Annotated in this window: 17 protein-coding genes; 7 read left to right on the top strand and 10 right to left on the bottom strand. The window is 70.3% G+C overall.

Annotation, left to right across the window (positions count from 1 at the left end):
• Window positions 1-14: 14 nt before the first annotated feature.
• Together SALPAC6_RS0109825 and SALPAC6_RS0109820 are read right to left on the bottom strand one after the other, a co-directional pair.
• On the bottom strand, window positions 15-209 hold the full coding sequence (locus SALPAC6_RS0109825) for a DUF397 domain-containing protein (protein WP_018253247.1): 195 nt from the start codon (window positions 207-209) through the stop codon (window positions 15-17).
• A gap of 38 nt (window positions 210-247) precedes the next feature.
• Complete coding sequence (locus SALPAC6_RS0109820; RefSeq protein WP_018253246.1) at window positions 248-1,090, bottom strand: helix-turn-helix domain-containing protein; 843 nt, start codon at window positions 1,088-1,090, stop codon at window positions 248-250.
• A gap of 142 nt (window positions 1,091-1,232) precedes the next feature.
• Between SALPAC6_RS0109820 and SALPAC6_RS0109815 the strand changes: the two genes are divergently transcribed.
• From SALPAC6_RS0109815 to SALPAC6_RS0109805, 3 genes are read left to right on the top strand one after another with little or no spacing between them, the layout of a single operon-like run.
• Window positions 1,233-1,862 carry a GOLPH3/VPS74 family protein gene (locus SALPAC6_RS0109815; protein WP_018253245.1) on the top strand — a complete coding sequence of 210 codons (630 nt, stop codon included), beginning with the start codon at window positions 1,233-1,235 and terminating at the stop codon, window positions 1,860-1,862.
• Window positions 1,863-1,904: 42 nt separating this feature from the next.
• Window positions 1,905-3,434: an APC family permease gene (locus tag SALPAC6_RS0109810; RefSeq protein WP_018253244.1), complete on the top strand. Its 1,530-nt coding sequence runs from the start codon at window positions 1,905-1,907 to the stop codon at window positions 3,432-3,434.
• Window positions 3,431-4,021 carry a GNAT family N-acetyltransferase gene (locus tag SALPAC6_RS0109805; RefSeq protein ID WP_018253243.1) on the top strand — a complete coding sequence of 197 codons (591 nt, stop codon included), beginning with the start codon at window positions 3,431-3,433 and terminating at the stop codon, window positions 4,019-4,021. Before SALPAC6_RS0109810 ends, SALPAC6_RS0109805 begins: the two co-directional genes overlap by 4 nt.
• Before the next feature lie 506 nt (window positions 4,022-4,527).
• Here the strand turns inward: SALPAC6_RS0109805 and SALPAC6_RS0109795 are convergent.
• Complete coding sequence (locus SALPAC6_RS0109795; RefSeq protein ID WP_018253241.1) at window positions 4,528-4,995, bottom strand: general stress protein; 468 nt, start codon at window positions 4,993-4,995, stop codon at window positions 4,528-4,530.
• 260 nt (window positions 4,996-5,255) lie between these two features.
• Here SALPAC6_RS0109795 and SALPAC6_RS0109790 point away from each other — a divergent pair, with 260 nt between their 5' ends.
• On the top strand, window positions 5,256-6,200 hold the full coding sequence (locus SALPAC6_RS0109790) for an NAD(P)/FAD-dependent oxidoreductase (protein WP_020493561.1): 945 nt from the start codon (window positions 5,256-5,258) through the stop codon (window positions 6,198-6,200).
• 39 nt (window positions 6,201-6,239) lie between these two features.
• Here SALPAC6_RS0109790 and ahcY read toward each other — a convergent pair whose 3' ends face one another.
• The gene (gene ahcY / locus SALPAC6_RS0109785) at window positions 6,240-7,730 is read right to left on the bottom strand and encodes an adenosylhomocysteinase (protein WP_018253239.1); all 1,491 of its coding nucleotides are present in this window, start codon (window positions 7,728-7,730) and stop codon (window positions 6,240-6,242) included.
• A gap of 395 nt (window positions 7,731-8,125) precedes the next feature.
• Here ahcY and SALPAC6_RS0109780 point away from each other — a divergent pair, with 395 nt between their 5' ends.
• Window positions 8,126-8,989: a mechanosensitive ion channel family protein gene (locus SALPAC6_RS0109780; protein WP_026189490.1), complete on the top strand. Its 864-nt coding sequence runs from the start codon at window positions 8,126-8,128 to the stop codon at window positions 8,987-8,989.
• Window positions 8,990-9,045: 56 nt separating this feature from the next.
• Here SALPAC6_RS0109780 and SALPAC6_RS0109775 read toward each other — a convergent pair whose 3' ends face one another.
• The 4 genes from SALPAC6_RS0109775 to SALPAC6_RS0109760 all read right to left on the bottom strand — a co-directional run bounded on the left by SALPAC6_RS0109775 (window position 9,046) and on the right by SALPAC6_RS0109760 (window position 10,918).
• The gene (locus tag SALPAC6_RS0109775; RefSeq protein WP_026189489.1) at window positions 9,046-9,423 is read right to left on the bottom strand and encodes a DUF6401 family natural product biosynthesis protein; all 378 of its coding nucleotides are present in this window, start codon (window positions 9,421-9,423) and stop codon (window positions 9,046-9,048) included.
• A 236-nt stretch (window positions 9,424-9,659) separates the two neighbouring features.
• On the bottom strand, window positions 9,660-9,917 hold the full coding sequence (locus SALPAC6_RS0109770; protein ID WP_011905647.1) for a hypothetical protein: 258 nt from the start codon (window positions 9,915-9,917) through the stop codon (window positions 9,660-9,662).
• 82 nt (window positions 9,918-9,999) lie between these two features.
• On the bottom strand, window positions 10,000-10,461 hold the full coding sequence (locus SALPAC6_RS0109765) for an SRPBCC family protein (RefSeq protein WP_018253236.1): 462 nt from the start codon (window positions 10,459-10,461) through the stop codon (window positions 10,000-10,002).
• Between the two features lie 40 nt (window positions 10,462-10,501).
• A complete protein-coding gene (locus tag SALPAC6_RS0109760) occupies window positions 10,502-10,918 on the bottom strand; it encodes a DUF2795 domain-containing protein (RefSeq protein ID WP_018253235.1) in 417 nt (138 codons plus the stop codon).
• A 112-nt stretch (window positions 10,919-11,030) separates the two neighbouring features.
• On the opposite strand from SALPAC6_RS0109760, the gene SALPAC6_RS0109755 reads away from it, so the two are divergent.
• Window positions 11,031-11,444 (top strand): ChaB family protein, encoded by a 414-nt coding sequence (locus SALPAC6_RS0109755; protein WP_018253234.1) that lies wholly within the window; start codon window positions 11,031-11,033, stop codon window positions 11,442-11,444.
• A 62-nt stretch (window positions 11,445-11,506) separates the two neighbouring features.
• Here SALPAC6_RS0109755 and SALPAC6_RS0109750 read toward each other — a convergent pair whose 3' ends face one another.
• Window positions 11,507-12,940, bottom strand: a complete 1,434-nt coding sequence (locus tag SALPAC6_RS0109750) for an aldehyde dehydrogenase family protein (RefSeq protein WP_026189488.1) — start codon at window positions 12,938-12,940, stop codon at window positions 11,507-11,509.
• A 72-nt stretch (window positions 12,941-13,012) separates the two neighbouring features.
• Here SALPAC6_RS0109750 and SALPAC6_RS0109745 point away from each other — a divergent pair, with 72 nt between their 5' ends.
• A complete protein-coding gene (locus SALPAC6_RS0109745) occupies window positions 13,013-14,617 on the top strand; it encodes a phytoene desaturase family protein (protein WP_018253232.1) in 1,605 nt (534 codons plus the stop codon).
• 89 nt (window positions 14,618-14,706) lie between these two features.
• Here the strand turns inward: SALPAC6_RS0109745 and SALPAC6_RS0109740 are convergent, their stop codons facing one another.
• Window positions 14,707-15,474 carry a polyprenol monophosphomannose synthase gene (locus SALPAC6_RS0109740; RefSeq protein ID WP_018253231.1) on the bottom strand — a complete coding sequence of 256 codons (768 nt, stop codon included), beginning with the start codon at window positions 15,472-15,474 and terminating at the stop codon, window positions 14,707-14,709.
• Window positions 15,475-15,637 lie beyond the last annotated feature (163 nt).

Here is a 15,637-nt window from a genome sequence, read left to right as displayed (position 1 = left end):
CCACCGGCAGTGGGTCAGTCGCCGCGTACCCCGTCGATGCCGGAGACGAAGGCGCGCCAGGCCGGTGTGGGGAAGGCGAGTACCGGGCCGCGACGGTCCTTGCTGTCCCGGACCGCGACCTGGTCAGTCGATGTGGACACCTCGATGCAGTTGCCGTTGCCCACGCTGCGGCTGCTGGTGCGCCACTCAGTCCGGTAGAGCGCCGTCATCGCGTACCTCTCGTCAATGTCGGCGTGCCTCGCCGACGTTACGGAAAGTTACGAGAAGCTGCCAAAAGATGTGCCTGGGACGCTGCTGGATCGAGCGCCAGACGGCGCAGCTCCTCGTGTACAAGGCTATACCCAGCAACGTGTTCCGCCCCCTCCAGCGCCAGGCCTGTCGTGAGATTTTCCAGGTAGACCACGGCTGCGTCGGCCGAGTCGGCGAAGGCCAGGATGACGTAGGGCGCGCTCATGGCGGGGTGCCCGCCGGCCGAGAAGGGTAGTACCTGCACCGTGACGTTCGGTAACTGTGCGGTCGTCGCGATGTGTGCCAGCTGGTCGGCCATCACCGCGTTCCCGCCGACTGGCCGGCAGAGCACCGCCTCGTTGAGAACGACCGATAGCTGCACCGGGTTGTCGCGGTGCAACACCTCCTGGCGGCGTAGGCGCGCGGCGACCTTTCGCTCCAGACCGTCCTCACCGGCGGTGCGCCGGAAGACCTCTCGCGCGTACGCCTCCGTCTGGAGGAGACCGGGTACGGCCTCGCCCTCGTAGGTGTGCAGCGCGGCGGCCTCTGCCTCCAAGCCGACGTAGAACTCGAACCACTCCGGCAGGACGTCGCTGTAGCTCTGCCACCAGCCGCGCTGCTGGGCGCTGCGGGCGATCTCGATCAGTGCCTCGGCGTCGGCGCCGGTCACCTGATAGAGGGCGAGGGCGGCGCGGACGTCACGCGGCTTGATTCCAATCTGGGCATTCTCGATCCGGGACAGGTTGCTCTTGGACATGTCCAGCTGGCGCGCGGCGACATCGAGGGTCATGGTGGCGCGCTCGCGGAGCTGGCGGAGTTCACGGGCGATACGGCGGCGGCGTACGGTCGGGCTTGCGGTCACCCTCCGAGTCTGTCACGACAAGATCCCCAGGTCGCCCGGATACGGACTGCAACCCTCTTGGTTGGGAGTTGCAGTTCACCGCAGTGCAATGCATCCTTGCCCAGTTGCGATCACTGTGGACGAGATAGGTGGGAGGGCCGGGTTGCTGGTCGCCGACGAATTCTTCCTGATCGCCCACGGCGACACCCGGGGCAAGGCGAAGCTGCACTCGTCTGCCACGGGTCTCGGGCTCGCTGGCTGCCTCCTCAGCGAGCTCATCCTAGACGGACACATCACTGTAGTCGGTGGCGACGTTTCGGTGGTCAATACCCGGCCGCCTGCCGATGCACTCGCCCATACTGTGCTCGACCAGCTGGTTGGCGAGGCACAACACCGGTCGGTGCGTATCTGGCTCAGCTTCCTCGGTCAGAGCGCCGCCACCTCGGTGGGGGAGCGGCTGTCCCGGGCGGGCGTGCTGCGTCGTCAGGAGAGCCGGCGGCTGCTGCGCAGCAAGGTCAGCTATGTCCCGGTGGACCCGAACGCGGCAGCCTGGCCGGCGACTCGCCTGCGGGTACTGCTGGAGCGGTCGGACCCCCCACCGACCCTCGCTGACGCGGCGCTACTCGGGCTGGTCGGCGCGGCCGGCCTGAGCCGGGAGGTGCTGTGGAGCATCGGGCCCCGAGCCGAGCACCGGTTCACCGACCTCGTCGCCTCGCTGCCCCCGCCGCTGAAGGAACTGGCGACGCAGACTGAGGCCGCGGTCGGGGCGGCGGTGCTGCGCGGTTCCTCGTGATCGCGACACAACATCCCTCGTGTCCTTCAACCGGAGTGCTCAATGCCCTCGACAGCAACCACAGAAAAGCCGAGCAACGTCTCTGAGGCGCTGGCCCGTGGCCGGCTCGGCGTTCCATCGGTGGTCTTCTTCGTCCTGTCCGCAGCCGCGCCGCTGACCGTGGTGGCGGGTGTGGTGACCACCGGCTACGGCGTCATCGGCGTGCTCGGCATCCCGCTGGCCTTCCTCATTGTCGCCGCACTGCTGGCCCTCTTCTCCGTTGGCTACGTAACGATGGCCCGCCGGCTGGCCAACGCCGGCGCCCTCTACTCGTACATCTCCCGCGGGTTGGGTCGGCCGGCCGGTGTCGGCGCCGCCTGGGTGGCGCTGCTCGCGTACAACGCCCTGCAGGTCGGGTTGTACGGCACCATCGGCGCCGCCGCCGAACCGGTCCTGGACCGGCTCTTCGGCGTCGGCGTGCAGTGGTGGGTGGTGGCCCTCAGTGCCTGGGCGGTCGTCGCCGTGCTGGGGCTGCTTCGGATCGACATCAACGGCAAGGTCCTTGCGGTGCTGCTGCTCGCCGAGATTGCAGTGGTCCTGGTGTTCGATCTCGCCCAGTTGGGCAACCCCGCCGGTGGCGAGGTCAGCTTCGCCGCCTTCGCACCGGAGAACCTCTTCGTCCCCGGCCTCGGCGCGGTGCTGGTGCTGGCGATCCTCGGTTTCGTCGGGTTCGAGGCAGCGGTGGTGTTCAGCGAGGAGAGCAAGGACCCCCGTCGGACGGTGAAGGTGGCTACCTACCTGTCTATCGCGATCATCGCGGGCCTCTACGCGCTGTCGTCGTGGAGCATGACCGTCGCGGTCGGCCCGGACCAGATCTCCGCGCAGGCCGGCGAGCAGAGTGTCGGGCTGATCTTCAACCTGGCCGCCGAGCACCTCGGCGACACCGTAGTGACCGTCGGCCAGGTGCTGTTCCTGACATCGGTGGTGGCTGCGATGATCTCCTTCCACAACACCACGGCCCGGTACGCGTTCGCCCTCGGTCGGGAGCGGGTGCTGCCGGCGGCCTTCGGGCGGACCTCGCCGAGCAGCGGCGCCCCCCGCGCGGCCTCCCTTGCCCAGAGCACTCTCGGCCTGGCCGTGATCCTGCTGTACGCGGTCAACGGATGGGACCCGATCGTCCAGCTCTTCTTCTGGTGCGGCACCAGCGGCTCGTTCGGGGTGCTGCTGCTGATCGCCACCACGTCGGTCGCGGTGATCGCCTACTTCGCCCACAACGGCCGGGAGGAGTCGCTGTGGCGGCGAGCAGTGGCACCCGGGGTCGCCGCGGTGGCGTTGCTGGGTGTCTTCACCCTGGCGGTGCTCAACTTCGCCGACCTGCTCGGCGTCCCGGCCGACCACACCCTGCGCTGGGGAATCCCGATCGCGTACCTGGTAGCCGCGCTGCTGGGCGTGGTCTGGGGGCTGGTGCTGCGGTCACGCCGTCCGGGCATCTACGCCCGGATCGGGCTCGGCGCGGAGAGCGTCGCCACGGTCCCGCCGGAGATGCCCGGCTCACTGCCAGCGGCACCGGAGCGGGCGGAGACCCGGCGGTGACCGGCATCGGTGTCGAGCGTCTCGGGCCGGAGCGGGCGCGGCTGGTCGCGGAGCGGATCGCCGCGGCGTTCCTGGTGCTCGACGCGCCGCGCTGGCTGGTGCCCGATGAAAGGAAACGGGAGGCGGTGCTCGCCGAACAGTTCGAGATCCTGGTTGACCATGCGATGCGGCACGGCCTGGTCTTTGGCACCACCGATCTGTCCGGGGTGGCGGTCTGGTTCCCCTCGATCGAGGCGGATCCGGCGCCACCGCCACCGGACTATGATGTCCGGCTTGCCGCGGCGTGCGGCGAGTGGACGGATCGCTTCGTCCATCTCGATGAGCTCTTCGCCGCGAACCATCCGCAACCCGACCACCACCACCTCGCCTTCCTCGCCGTGCAGCCGGACCTACAGGGTCGGGGAGTGGGCACCGCGCTGTTACGGCACCACCACGAGTGGCTGGACGCCAACCGGATGCCCGGATACCTGGAGGCGTCCAGCGAGTTGGGCGTCGCGCTCTACGCCAGGCACGGCTATCAGGTACGTGAACCGTTCCGGTTGCCCGACGGCACGCCGTTCTGGCCGATGTGGCGGGAACCCCGCTGATGTGATCCTGTGCTGGCCGGGCGCTGCGGCCCGGCCACCACGTCCGCCGCCCGCTCGGCCCGCGCCCTGGCCTTCCGCTTGCGGGGCCCGAGTAGGCGGCGCGGTGGGTTATCTCCTGCCCAGCGGGGTAACTCATTCCTCGGTGCGTCCAGCGGCGGAGCGCAACAGCCCTCGCGGCAACGGGCGTGTCCACCTGATTCGGACCTGCATCCCGACCGGCCGGCAGCAGGACGGGAATCACCCCGAGCATCGAGGAGACCAGTTTATGCCCGGTGAGACGAGGAACCGCGGAACCGAACACCGCCCATCGGCGGCCGAGGGGGAGCGGGGGGCGCTGGTAGCGGTATTGGTGCTGGTGCTCTTGGGCGTCGCGGGCATATTCGCGCTGTCCTGACGTGGACACCGTGCACCCCCGGCCGCCGTGTGCGGCCGGGGGTGCACGGTATCGGTCCACCGTTCACGCAGCCCCTCCGCCCGGTCAGCAGCCGCGTGCCCGGACGGTGAAGCTAGTCCTGTTGTCGCTGCGGTGCCTGCAGGTGGAGCCGGCTCAGCAGTTGCCGGGCCTGCTCGGCATACTGCTGATCCACGATGACCGCGTACTGGTTGGCGCGGAGTGAACTGGCCGAGGTGAAGTCGCGGCGACCGCCGGTCATCGCATGTGCCACCGCCCCGAACACCGCGCCCCAGATCGCTCCGATGACCAGACCGGCGAGGACCACCGCGAGCCAGTTTCCCGCGGTGAAGATGCCGAACAGCAACCCGATGAAGAGACCGAACCACGCGCCGGTACCGGCGCCGAGCAGCCCCGCCCGCCCGGTGCTCAGCCGACCGAGGACCGTCTCCACCAGGGTGAGGTCGGTGCCGACGATGGCGGAGTGCTCCACCGGGAATCGGTTGTCCGCCAGGTGATCAACGACCCGCTGGGCGGTGCGGTAGTCCGGGTATGAGCCGATAGTCACCGTCGGCGGCCCCATCCCCGGCCCGTGGCCGTCGCCGCTGGGAGGCGAGGGATGACCCGCCGGGCCGGAGGGGATGGTGTCGCCGCCCGGTAGTCCGGGACGCCAGGCTGAGGTCGGACTCGAAGGTGTGGTCATGAGTCTCCTCCTTCCGCAACCATCCACGTTCCCCGTTCGCCGAAGGGGTAACCCGTACCTGGGCCCCGGCGAGGCCGAATCCGGGGTGGCGGCGCGCCGGCGACCAGTAGGCTCAACCGGTGCCCGAGGAAGCGGTAGGCGTGATGGTGGTCGGCGCGGGTCTGGCCGGGGTGGCTTGCGCCCGTGAACTGGCCCGGGCGGGCGTACCGGTGCAGCTTCGCGAACGTGGGCAGGTGGCCGGCGGACGGATGGCCAGCCGGCGTTTCGCAGGGCGTCCGGTGGACCTGGGCGCCGCGTACCTGACGGTCAGCGACCCGGGCTTCGCCGCGGTGCTGCGGCAGTGGCGGGCGGCGGGCCTGGCCCGCGAGTGGACCGACACCTTCCTCGCGTATGGCGGCGAAGGCCGGCGGGACGTGGTGGGGCCCATGCGCTGGGCCGCGCCCCGCGGGCTGCGCTCGCTGGTAGAGCAGCTCGCACAGGACCTGCCGGTGAGCTTTGGCCATCCGGTGCGCAGCGTCGGACCCGGTCCGACCGTGGATGGGCAGCCCTGCGCGGCGGTGGTGCTGGCCATGCCCGGCCCGCAGGCGGCGCCGCTGCTGGACCCGGCCCTGACCGCCGCGACCCGGGCCACACGAGCCCAGGGCTGGTCGCCCTCGCTCGCCGCGATGCTGCGGTTTCCAGAGCGTTGTTGGAGCGGACTACGTGGCGCCTTCATCAACGACCATCCGGTACTCGCACTGGTCTGTGATGATGGCGACCGCCGGGGCGACGCAGCACCGGTTCTCGTCGCGCACACCACCCCGGAATTCGCCGCCGCGCACCTGGGGCAGCCCGCCGTTGCCGCCTCCGCCATCGAGGCGGCCGTTCGGGACCTGCTCGCGTTGCCGGTGTCGGCCGAGGAGCGGTATGTGCACCGGTGGACGTACGCGAGGCCGACCGTGGCAGCGGCGGGTACCTACTACCTGGACGCGGAGGGGATCGGGCTGGCCGGTGACGCCTTCGGTGCCCCCCGCGCCCAGACCGCCTGGCGTTCCGGCCACGACCTTGCCGGGGCCCTGCTGGCCCGCCGCGCCGAGCAGCAGTAGCGCACGCAATGCCCCTGCCCGCTGTGGCGCCGGACCTCGTCAGTACCGGTAGTGCTCCGGCTTGAACGGCCCGTCCGGGTCTATGCCGAGATACTCAGCCTGAGCGCTGGTCAGCGTACTCAGTTCGGCACCGAGCGGGTCGAGGTGCAGGTGGGCTGCCTGCTCGTCGAGCACCTTGGGCAGTCGGTGCACGCCCAGCGGGTAGCGGTTGGTCTTGGTGAAGAGCTCGATCTGGGCGAGCACCTGGCTGACGAAGGCGACCGACATCACGAAGCTGGGGTGTCCGGTGGCGTTGCCGAGGTTCAGCAGGCGGCCATCCGACAACAAGATGATGGCGTGTCCGTCGTCAAAGCGCCACAGGTCCACCTGGGGCTTGATGGGGACTCGCTGGACGTCTTTCCGCTTCGAGAGACCGGCCACATCAATCTCGAAGTCGAAGTCACCGATGTTTCCCACGATCGCCTGGTGCTTCATCCGGGCCAGATGGTCAACGGTGATGACGTTGCGGTTGCCGGTCGCGGTAACGAAGATGTCGGCCTTGTCGACAACATTGTCGAGGGTGGACACCTGGATTCCGTCCATCGTCGCCTGGAGTGCGCAGATTGGGTCTACCTCCACCACAACGACCCGCGCGCCCTGTCCCCGTAGCGCCTGCGCGCTCCCCTTGCCCACATCGCCGTACCCGAGGACCACCGCTGTCTTTCCGCCGATCAGCGTATCGGTTGCCCGATTTATACCGTCGAGTAGGGAATGTCTGGTGCCGTACACCCGGTCCATGATGCCCATGGTGATTGAGTTGCTGACATCGATTGCTGGAAACAATAGATCATCGTTCTGGTGCAGGTCTCGCAAATAGTCTGCAGAAATTGTCGTCTGTTCCGTTACGCCGTGGATTCCCTCTGCTATTTTCGTCCATCTTGCGTCATCGGCGGCGAGTGAACGGTCCAGTAACTCGAAGAGCGCCTTTCGGTCTGCGGAATCTGCACGATACCCGGGTGTCGCCGCCCCCCTCGCTTCGAACTCGGCCCCCTTGTGCACCACGAGCGTCGCCTCGCCGCCGTCGTCAACGAGCATGTTCGGGCCGCCGTCGGGGAAGGAGAGCGCGCGCTCCAAGCACCACCAGTACTCCTCCGGGGACTCATCCTTCCAGGCGAAGACCGGCACACCCGAGGGTGCCTTCGGCGTGCCATGGGGCCCCACGACCAGTGCCGCAGCCGCGTGATCCTGGGTCGACAGCACGTTCGCCGACGCCCACCGCACCTGGGCACCCAACGCCACCAGTGTCTCGATCAAGACCGCCGCCTGCACCGTCATGTGTAGGGAGCCGGTGATACGTGCACCGGCCAGCGGCTTGGTCCGGGAGTGCTCGGCGCGTAGCTCCATCAGGCCCGGCATCTCATGCTCGGCGAGTTGGATCTCCCGGCGACCTGCGTCCGCGAGCGACAGATCGGCAACCCGGTAGTCGCCGGTGTCGGCCGCGTCCGATTCAGATCCTGCCGCTCCGTTTGTGGTTGATGATGAGGTACGCACGTTCCAGCTCCAATCGGAAGTCGAGACGCTGGCACTCCGGATGAACTGCGAATGCAGGCACCGTTCAGGTATGGATTCCAGTCGGATCATTCGTCCTGAACCAGCCGCGTCGGCCGGCTGGATACATTCGCCCGAAACTCTGCGCGGGAGGGGCAGTCTGGTGGTGCGGCCAAGCCTAACAACGCTGTTCCCCCGTGGGGACGTGTTCCAGGTGTGCGCCCGGCCGTTCCCGGGCTGCGGACCGAGGGCAGACCGGCGGGCAGTGGCTACCGGAACGGGTTTCGTGGGCGGGCCAGGGCGGCCTGGCGACGGTCGGAAAACGCCGAGGAGTGCTGCGGAGTGCCGGTGCGGTGACTGGGTATGCGCGCGAGGTAGTCCATGTGAAGGAGGGCATCATGCCGGAAACCCTCGCGGTACGGCAGGTCGACATCGGGGCCGCCGTGACCGATATGTGGCGGGCGGTGCTGTTGTTCATACCGAGAGCCGTCGCGTTCATCGTGATCCTCGTGATCGGATGGCTCATCGCCCGAGCCGTCCTCAAAGCGGTGGACGCGGCGCTGGAGCGGGTGAACTTCGACCGCGCCGTGGAGCGCGGCGGCATCAAACGCGCTCTGGCGCGTACCAAGTACGACGCCAGTGACATCCTCGCACGGCTCGCGTACTACGCCGTACTGCTGTTCACGCTGCAGTTCGCGTTTGGGGTGTGGGGACCCAACGCGATCAGTGACCTGATCAGTGGTGTGGTGGCCTGGATACCCCGGGCGTTCGTGGCGATCGTCATCGTGGTGGTGGCCGCGGCCATCGCGAGCGCGGTCCGTGACCTCGTCAGTGGCGCGCTCGGCGGCCTTACGTATGGGCGCATCCTGGCCGACGCGGTGGCCGTCTTCATCCTGGCCCTCGGTGTGATCGCGGCGCTGAACCAGGTCGGCATCGCCACCACGGTGACCACGCCGGTGCTGATCGCGGTGCTCGCCACGGTGGCCGGCATCCTGATCGTGGGTGTCGGTGGTGGTCTGGTCAAGCCGATGCAGAGCCGCTGGGAGGGCTGGCTGCACCGGATCGCCGAGGAAGGGCGGGCCGTCCAGCAGCACCGGCAGGCCCAGGGCGTCGGCCGTAGCGACGTCGAACGGCAGATGGCCGACCGGACCGGACGCGAACGGGAACGGGCGCAGGCGAAGACCCACGAGGCGGCGACCGCGGGTGGCGGTGGTCGTAGGACGGGCGGTACGGGCGACGAGACCCAACAGTTCGACCGTTGAGCGGCGACCGGAGGCCGACGGGGGTGGTCGCCATGGGTGGCCACCCCCGACTCGGTTCAGAGTGGCGGCAGGGGGGCCGGCCGGGGACCGTCCAGGGATCGGGCCAGAGCGGCGACCGCGAGGAGGCGGGTGAGGAGCCAGTCCGGCGCCGCCCAGTCGATCGGCCCTGCTGGCGGATGCCAGTCGTGCTCTCGGGCAGCGGCGCGGACTCCCTCCGTGTACCCGGCCAGGGCAGCGACAGTGAGCGGCCGGCGATCCCCGTCGAGGCTCTCCCGGACCGCCGCGGCGTGCTGGTCGACTAGGGCGAGGAGCCCGGGCCGCGTCGCCGCCGCAGCCAGGCCGTCGGTGCCCACGGTGCTGGACAGCGACGCCAGCGTCGAGCGGGCGGCGTCCATGAGCATGCGGGGGTTGACCCGTTCCAACGGTGCGCGCATGGAGAACGAGACTAACCCGCGGAACGGGTGGTCGACCTCGCCTGGCCAGCGGCTATGTTCCTCGACCGGTTGGCCGACCCGGGCGGTGTCCGGCCCTGCCGCCGAGGCGAGACGGGGCCCACTGCGGGGCGTGCAGCGCTCGCGCCGGTGCCGGATGCGTCCCGTCGGCGGGGGCGCACCCGGCACCTGGCCAGTCGCGAGAGCCGACCCCGGTAGACGAAGGCCGGTGTTCGAGATCACATGGTGTCCGGTCCGGTCCGTCCGGTCGTGGACGGGCGATAGGCCCGGTCCGGGTCAGTCGGTTCCCGGCCGGTCCCGGCCGCCTGGCCGCCGCGGTCCACCGCCTGGGGCCCGTGCCCGAACGCGGCCTCCTCTCCGGCGTCGTTTGCGGTTACGTCGTCGGCCTGGCCGTCCATCGCCGAACGAGCGATGGCCCGGTCCAACTCCGCCAGGGGAGTCCGCTCCTCGTCACGCCACGCCTTGTCGTCGGTCATACCTCCGGCGGTACCCGAACTCCACCCGCGCGAAACCCGCCGACGGCCCCCGCCGGGGGCCGTCGGCGAGGAGCGCTGCGGGTCAGGGCTGCGGGCGGTCGACCTTGCCGCGCCAGGCACCGGTCGGTTGGTCGCGCCCTTCGATGAACTGCTTGAACCGTTCCAGGTCGCCCTTGGCCCGGTGGTCAACCATGCCCAGCGTGTCGCCGATGTGCTCCAGCCCTCCGCGCGGCTCGAAATCGAGCTGTAGCGTGACCCGGCTGGTGTGCGCGTCCAACCGGTGGAAGGTGACCACCCCCGCGTGCTGGGTGCCGCCGATCGAGCGCCACGCGATCCGCTCGTCCGGGAGTTGCTCGGTAATCTCGGCGTCGAACTCGCGCCGCACCCCGGCGATCTCCACGGTCCAGTGGGTCATCGTCGGGGAGAGGTGCCGCACCTCCTGCACCCCCTCCATGAACTGTGGGAACTGCTCGAACTGGGTCCACTGGTCATAGGCGGTGCGGACTGGGACGGAGACGTCCACGTATTCCATGACACCACTCATCAGCTCCTCCTCCCCGCCGATTTCTGGCGGCTCCGGCCGGTTACCAGCGGGTCGTCTCGTTTCGATGGCCGAGCGCGGCCCAGATCTCCGAGACTGTCTGGTAGCGGGTCCCCGTGGGCAGGCGTTCGAGCTCGGCGACCAGGTCGGCCGGAGCGTCGTTGTCCCGTGCGTTGGCGACCAGGGTCTCGCGGTCGCCCGGCAGGGCGGTCATCGTGATGAACCGTCCGAGCCGGCTGCGGGCCTCAACATCATCGGAGCTCATGCCCTGCGGGTTGCCGCTGCGCAGCGCGCCGGCCGGCGCCGTCGTGGGCTCCGGTTGGTCCTCGCCCGCCGGCTCCGGCTGTCGGAACTCGTTGACCCGCGATCCGGCCGCTCCCGGACCCTGCACGAGGCCGCTGACCTCGCTTTCCATCTCGTCGTCGAGCCTCGGTCCGTGCTTGCTGCTGCCGCGTTCCATGTCTTCTGCGCTACCCGACGGGCTCCGGGGGTAAACCCCGGAGAGATCCGGTTTGCCGCATCGGCCGTGGGGAAAGATCACTGGAGACCCACCGACGTGGAGGAGGATCGAGATGCCCGGGCGGGAGGACATGCCCAGCACGCTGCGACGCTCCCCAGACAAGGCGCAGCGGACCTGGGAGAAGACCCACGACTCGGCCCTACAGACGTACGGCGAGGGGGAGCGGGCCAGCCGGACCGCGTTCGCGGCGGTCAAGAACGAGTTCGAGAAGGTCGGCGACCACTGGGAGCCGAAGGGCCGCAAGGGCCCGAGCGACCGGCAGGCCGCCGGTGGCGGTCCCCAGCGTCGCGCGGCGACAGCGGGGGGCGTTGACGCGAACGCCAGCAAGGACCACCTGCTGCGGGTCGCCCGCACACTCGACATCTCCGGCCGGTCCACCATGACCAAGCCGGAACTGGTGCAGGCGATCGAGAAGGCCAACAACCGGCTGACCGCCCAGGCCCGGCAGCGGGGCCGAAGCCGGTAGACCCAGGCCCGGCAGCGGGGCCCGAGCCGCAACACCACCGTCCGGCGCCGGGGCGGCCCACCTCACCAGTGTCCGCCGCCCGGTGCCTGAAGGTGGACCACCTTTGTGGCGGTGAACTCGTCGAGCAGCTCCGGCCCGTACCCGAAACCCTGCCCGCTGCCCCGACGCGGATGCGCGGCCCCACCCGGCGCCCCACCGAAGACTGCGTTGATCTTCACGGTGCCGACCGGGAGGTCCCGGCAGGCGCGTTGCGCATGACTCATCGACGAGGTCAGCACGGTCGCAGCGAGCCCGTACGGCGAGTCGGCCGCGCACCGAAGGGCCTCCGAGAACGAGTCAACCACCACGACCGGGGCGACCGGGGCGAAGGTCTCCTCACGGATCAGGGGCATGTTCTGCCGGCAGTCCGTGACCACCGTCGCCGGGTAGAAGGCACCCGGCCCATCCGGTAGAGTGCCGCCGATCCGGAGCTGGGCTCCCTGCGCCACCGCGGCGGTGACCTGCCCGTGCACGTGGTCTCGGTGCCGCCGGTCCACCAACGGGCCCAGCTCGGTCGCCGGATCGACGCCCGGTCCGGTACGCAGGGCCTGCGCCCGTTCGATCAGGGCGTCAACGAAGTCCTCGGCCACATCCCGGTGTACGTAGATCCGCTCCACGGCGACGCAGATCTGCCCGGCGTTGGCGAACGCACCGATGGCCGCCTGCTCGGCTGCCCACAGCGGGTCCACGTCCGCGTCAACGATGAGCGGGTCGCTGCCACCGTTTTCGAGCAGCACCTTCGCCCCGGTCCGGGCCGCCGCGGTGGCGATCGCCCGGCCGGTGGCGGTCGAACCGACGTGGGCGAGTACGTCCACCTGCTGGGCGGCCAGTGCCGCCCCCACCTCGGGCCCCCCGGTCAGCAGCGAGAACACGCCGGGCGGCAACGCCGTGTCCACCGCCTTCGCCAGCAGCCAGCCGGTCGCCGGAGTCCGTTCGCTGGGTTTGTAGAGCACCACGTTGCCGGTGACCAGCGCAGCGCCGAGCAGGCCACAGGAGACCGCGACCGGGTCGTTCCAGGGGGTGATCGCGGCAACCACACCGCGGGGCTGCGGCAGCATGAAGTCGATCGCCTCAGCGGCGCCGAGTAGGGTCCGCCCACCCCGGATCGGTGCCAGTTCGGCGTACTGGCGCAGGGTCGCCACGCCCGCGTCCACCCCGCCCCGTGCATCCGCCAGCGGTTTGCCCATCTCCACGGTGGTGGCCTGCGCCAGTTCGGCGGCAACGGCCGCCACCGCGTCCGCGGCCCGATGTAGGGCGGCGGCCCGCTCCGCCGGAGGTGTCCTGGCCCACTCGGTGGCGGCGTCCCGCGCCGCCGCCACCGCCTTGCGGACCTCTTCCGCCGTCGCCACCGGCACCGAGCTGACCGCAGTACCGTCGGCGGGGTCGTGGACGACCAGGTCGCCCCCTTCTCCACCCGCCCCCCACACCCCGCCGATGAGCTGAGCAACCGTGTACATGCGGCGGTACATGCCCGGGTGGGCCCCGGGCAAACGCTATTCGTCCGGGTGGCCGCCGGCTAGCATGCCCGAGTGAGTCGAATCGATGCGGCCTCCCCGGATGCGATCGTCGTCGGAGCGGGCCACAACGGCCTGGTGGCCGCCAATCTGCTCGCCGACGCCGGCTGGGACGTGCTCGTGCTGGAGGCGACCGGGACGCCCGGTGGCGCGGTCCGATCAGCCCAGGTGACCGCGCCCGGCTACCTGAGCGACCTCTACAGCTCCTTCTACCCCCTTGGCTACGCGTCGCCGGTTCTGCGTGGGCTGGGCCTGGACCGGTACGGGCTGCGGTGGCGACATGCCCCGGACGTGTTGGCGCACCTGCTGCCGGACGGGCGGGCGGCGGTGCTCAACCGCGACCCGGAGACCACCGCCGCCTCCCTGGAGAGCTTCGCGGTTGGCGACGGGGAACGGTGGCTGACGGCTTACGGCGACTGGTGCCAGGTGGCCGGCCCGGTGCTGGACGCCATCACCACCCCCTTCCCGCCGGTGCGCAGCAGCATTGCGCTGGTACGTCGGCTGCGGATCGCCGGCGCGTTGCGTCTGGCCCGCCGGATGGTGACACCGGTACGCCGGCTCGGCGACGAACTCTTCACGGGAGCAGGTGGGGCGGCCCTGCTCGCCGGCTGCGCGTTGCACACCGACCTCGCCCCGGAGGAGGCCGGCTCCGGGGCGTACGGGTGGCTGCTGGCCATGCTTGGTCAGCAGGTCGGTTGGCCGGTACCGGACGGCGGCGCCCAACGGATCACCGATGCGCTGGTGGCCCGGCTCACCGACCGGGGCGGCCAGTTGCGCTGCGGCGCGCGGGTGGATCGGGTGCTGACCGCCCGAGGCCGGGCGATGGGCGTCCGGACCGAGGACGGCGGGCTCTGGCGGGCCCGCCGTGCGGTGCTCGCCGACGTGCCGGCACCCGCGCTCTACCTGGATCTTGTCGGGGTCGATGTCCTGCCGTCGCGGCTGGTGACAGACCTGACTCATTTTCGCTGGGACGGCTCGACGCTGAAAGTCGACTGGGCGCTCTCCGCCCCGGTGCCGTGGCGGAACCGCGCGGTCGCCACCGCCGGCACCGTACACCTCGGAGCCGACCTCGACGGGCTTACCAGCTATGCGGCGATGCTGGCCCGCGGGGAGCTCCCCCGGGACCCGTTTCTGCTGGTCGGGCAGATGAGCGTGGCCGACCCCAGCCATTCGCCGCCCGGTACCGAGGCGTTGTGGTCGTATACCCACCTGCCGTTCCGACGACGGTGGCGGGTCGAGGAGATCGCCGCGCAGGTGCAGCGGATGGAGCAGGTGCTGGAGGAGGCCGCCCCAGGCTTCCGGGCGCTGGTGGTGGGCCGGCACGTGGCGGGACCGGCGGACCTGGAGGCGGGCGACCCGAGCCTGGTCGGCGGGGCAATCGGTGGTGGCACGTCCGCCGCCTACCAGCAGCTCTTCCTCCGCCCGGTCCCCGGACTCGGCCGCGCCGACACCCCCGTTGACCGGCTCTTTCTGGCCAGTTCGTCGGCGCATCCCGGCGCTGGGGTCCACGGCGCGCCCGGTGCGAACGCGGCGCGGGCGGCGTTGGCCCGCGACGCCGCGCTCACCGGTGGTGTGTACGCGGCGGCGGTCGGCGCCGCGCAGCGCGCGGTCTACCGCTGACCGTGGTCGCGGTGCGGGCGTACCTGCCGGCGTGGCACCCGTCTCGACGCTCCACGGGAGGTGGGCCGTAACGCCGCCCCGCGGCCGGCTCAGCGTTCGACGTTGCGGTGCTTGCTGCGCAGGCGGAACGGCATCAGGGCACTTTCAATCTTGGTGGCGGTGGTCATCTTCGACGCGCCGTCTCGCCGCTCCTCGAACCGGATCGGCACCTCAAGGATCGTGTGCCCCAGCTTCGTGGCCAGGTAGTGCATCTCCACCTGGAAGCTGTACCCATTGGACTGCACCCGCTCCAGGCCGATGTCGCGCAGTGCGTCGGCTCGCCAGATCTTGAAGCCGGCGGTGAGGTCCCGGATCCGTACCCGCAACAGGGTGTGTACGTACAGGTTCGCCCAGCCGCTCAGCGCCCGCCGGTAGAGCGGCCAGTTCTCGTCCAGCTCGCCGCCCGGCACGTAGCGGGACCCGATCACCACACCGGCCTGGGTGGACAGCAGCGCGCCCAGCATGCCCGGTAGCGCGTCTGGCGGGTGGGAAAGGTCGGCGTCCATCTGCGCCACGAACTCGGCACCGCCGTCGAGGGCCCGCCTGATGCCGTCAACGTACGCCCGGCCCAGCCCCTCCTTGCCGGCCCGGTGGACGACCTCGATCCGGCCCGGGTGCTCGAGGGCCAGCTTGTCCGCGACCTCGCCGGTGCCGTCCGGCGAGTTGTCGTCGGCCACGAGGACCTTCAACCCGGGCAGGGGCAGCGCAAGCAGCTGTTCCACCAGCGCCGGAAGGTTGCCCACCTCGTTGAAGGTCGGCACCACCACGGTCAGGCGCACGTCCCGCCAGGGCGACGGCAACTGCACGGGTTCACTCATGTCGGAAATCCTTGTTTCGCGGACTTGGCTCCCTGCGAGGGTAGCCAGTGCTCCGGTACGCCATGTGACTGCTCCCTGGCCTTGGTCCGGCCCACGTGGCCTGTCAACGCGCAGCGCTACCCCGAGGACACGGTCGGTCACCGAAAGACCCCGCTTCGGGGTA

The organism is Salinispora mooreana (assembly GCF_000379065.1).
In the GTDB taxonomy this organism is placed as follows: Bacteria; Actinomycetota; Actinomycetes; order Mycobacteriales; family Micromonosporaceae; genus Micromonospora; species Micromonospora mooreana.
The sequence above is the reverse complement of the archived record's forward strand: the minus strand, read 5'-3'. Positions and strand labels throughout refer to the sequence as shown.

What these genes read in the sequence shown, in the direction of transcription:
- SALPAC6_RS0109825 (WP_018253247.1), bottom strand. Translation starts at nt 209, where the DNA reads ATGACGGCGCTCTACCGGACTGAGTGGCGCACCAGCAGCCGCAGCGTG.
- SALPAC6_RS0109810 (WP_018253244.1), top strand. Translation starts at nt 1,905, where the DNA reads ATGCCCTCGACAGCAACCACAGAAAAGCCGAGCAACGTCTCTGAGGCG.
- SALPAC6_RS0109755 (WP_018253234.1), top strand. Translation starts at nt 11,031, where the DNA reads ATGCCCGGGCGGGAGGACATGCCCAGCACGCTGCGACGCTCCCCAGAC.
- SALPAC6_RS0109740 (WP_018253231.1), bottom strand. Translation starts at nt 15,474, where the DNA reads ATGAGTGAACCCGTGCAGTTGCCGTCGCCCTGGCGGGACGTGCGCCTG.
- SALPAC6_RS0109760 (WP_018253235.1), bottom strand. Translation starts at nt 10,918, where the DNA reads ATGGAACGCGGCAGCAGCAAGCACGGACCGAGGCTCGACGACGAGATG.
- SALPAC6_RS0109775 (WP_026189489.1), bottom strand. Translation starts at nt 9,423, where the DNA reads ATGCGCGCACCGTTGGAACGGGTCAACCCCCGCATGCTCATGGACGCC.
- SALPAC6_RS0109765 (WP_018253236.1), bottom strand. Translation starts at nt 10,461, where the DNA reads ATGAGTGGTGTCATGGAATACGTGGACGTCTCCGTCCCAGTCCGCACC.
- SALPAC6_RS0109795 (WP_018253241.1), bottom strand. Translation starts at nt 4,995, where the DNA reads ATGGGGCCGCCGACGGTGACTATCGGCTCATACCCGGACTACCGCACC.
- SALPAC6_RS0109750 (WP_026189488.1), bottom strand. Translation starts at nt 12,940, where the DNA reads ATGTACACGGTTGCTCAGCTCATCGGCGGGGTGTGGGGGGCGGGTGGA.
- SALPAC6_RS0109770 (WP_011905647.1), bottom strand. Translation starts at nt 9,917, where the DNA reads ATGACCGACGACAAGGCGTGGCGTGACGAGGAGCGGACTCCCCTGGCG.
- SALPAC6_RS0109780 (WP_026189490.1), top strand. Translation starts at nt 8,126, where the DNA reads ATGCCGGAAACCCTCGCGGTACGGCAGGTCGACATCGGGGCCGCCGTG.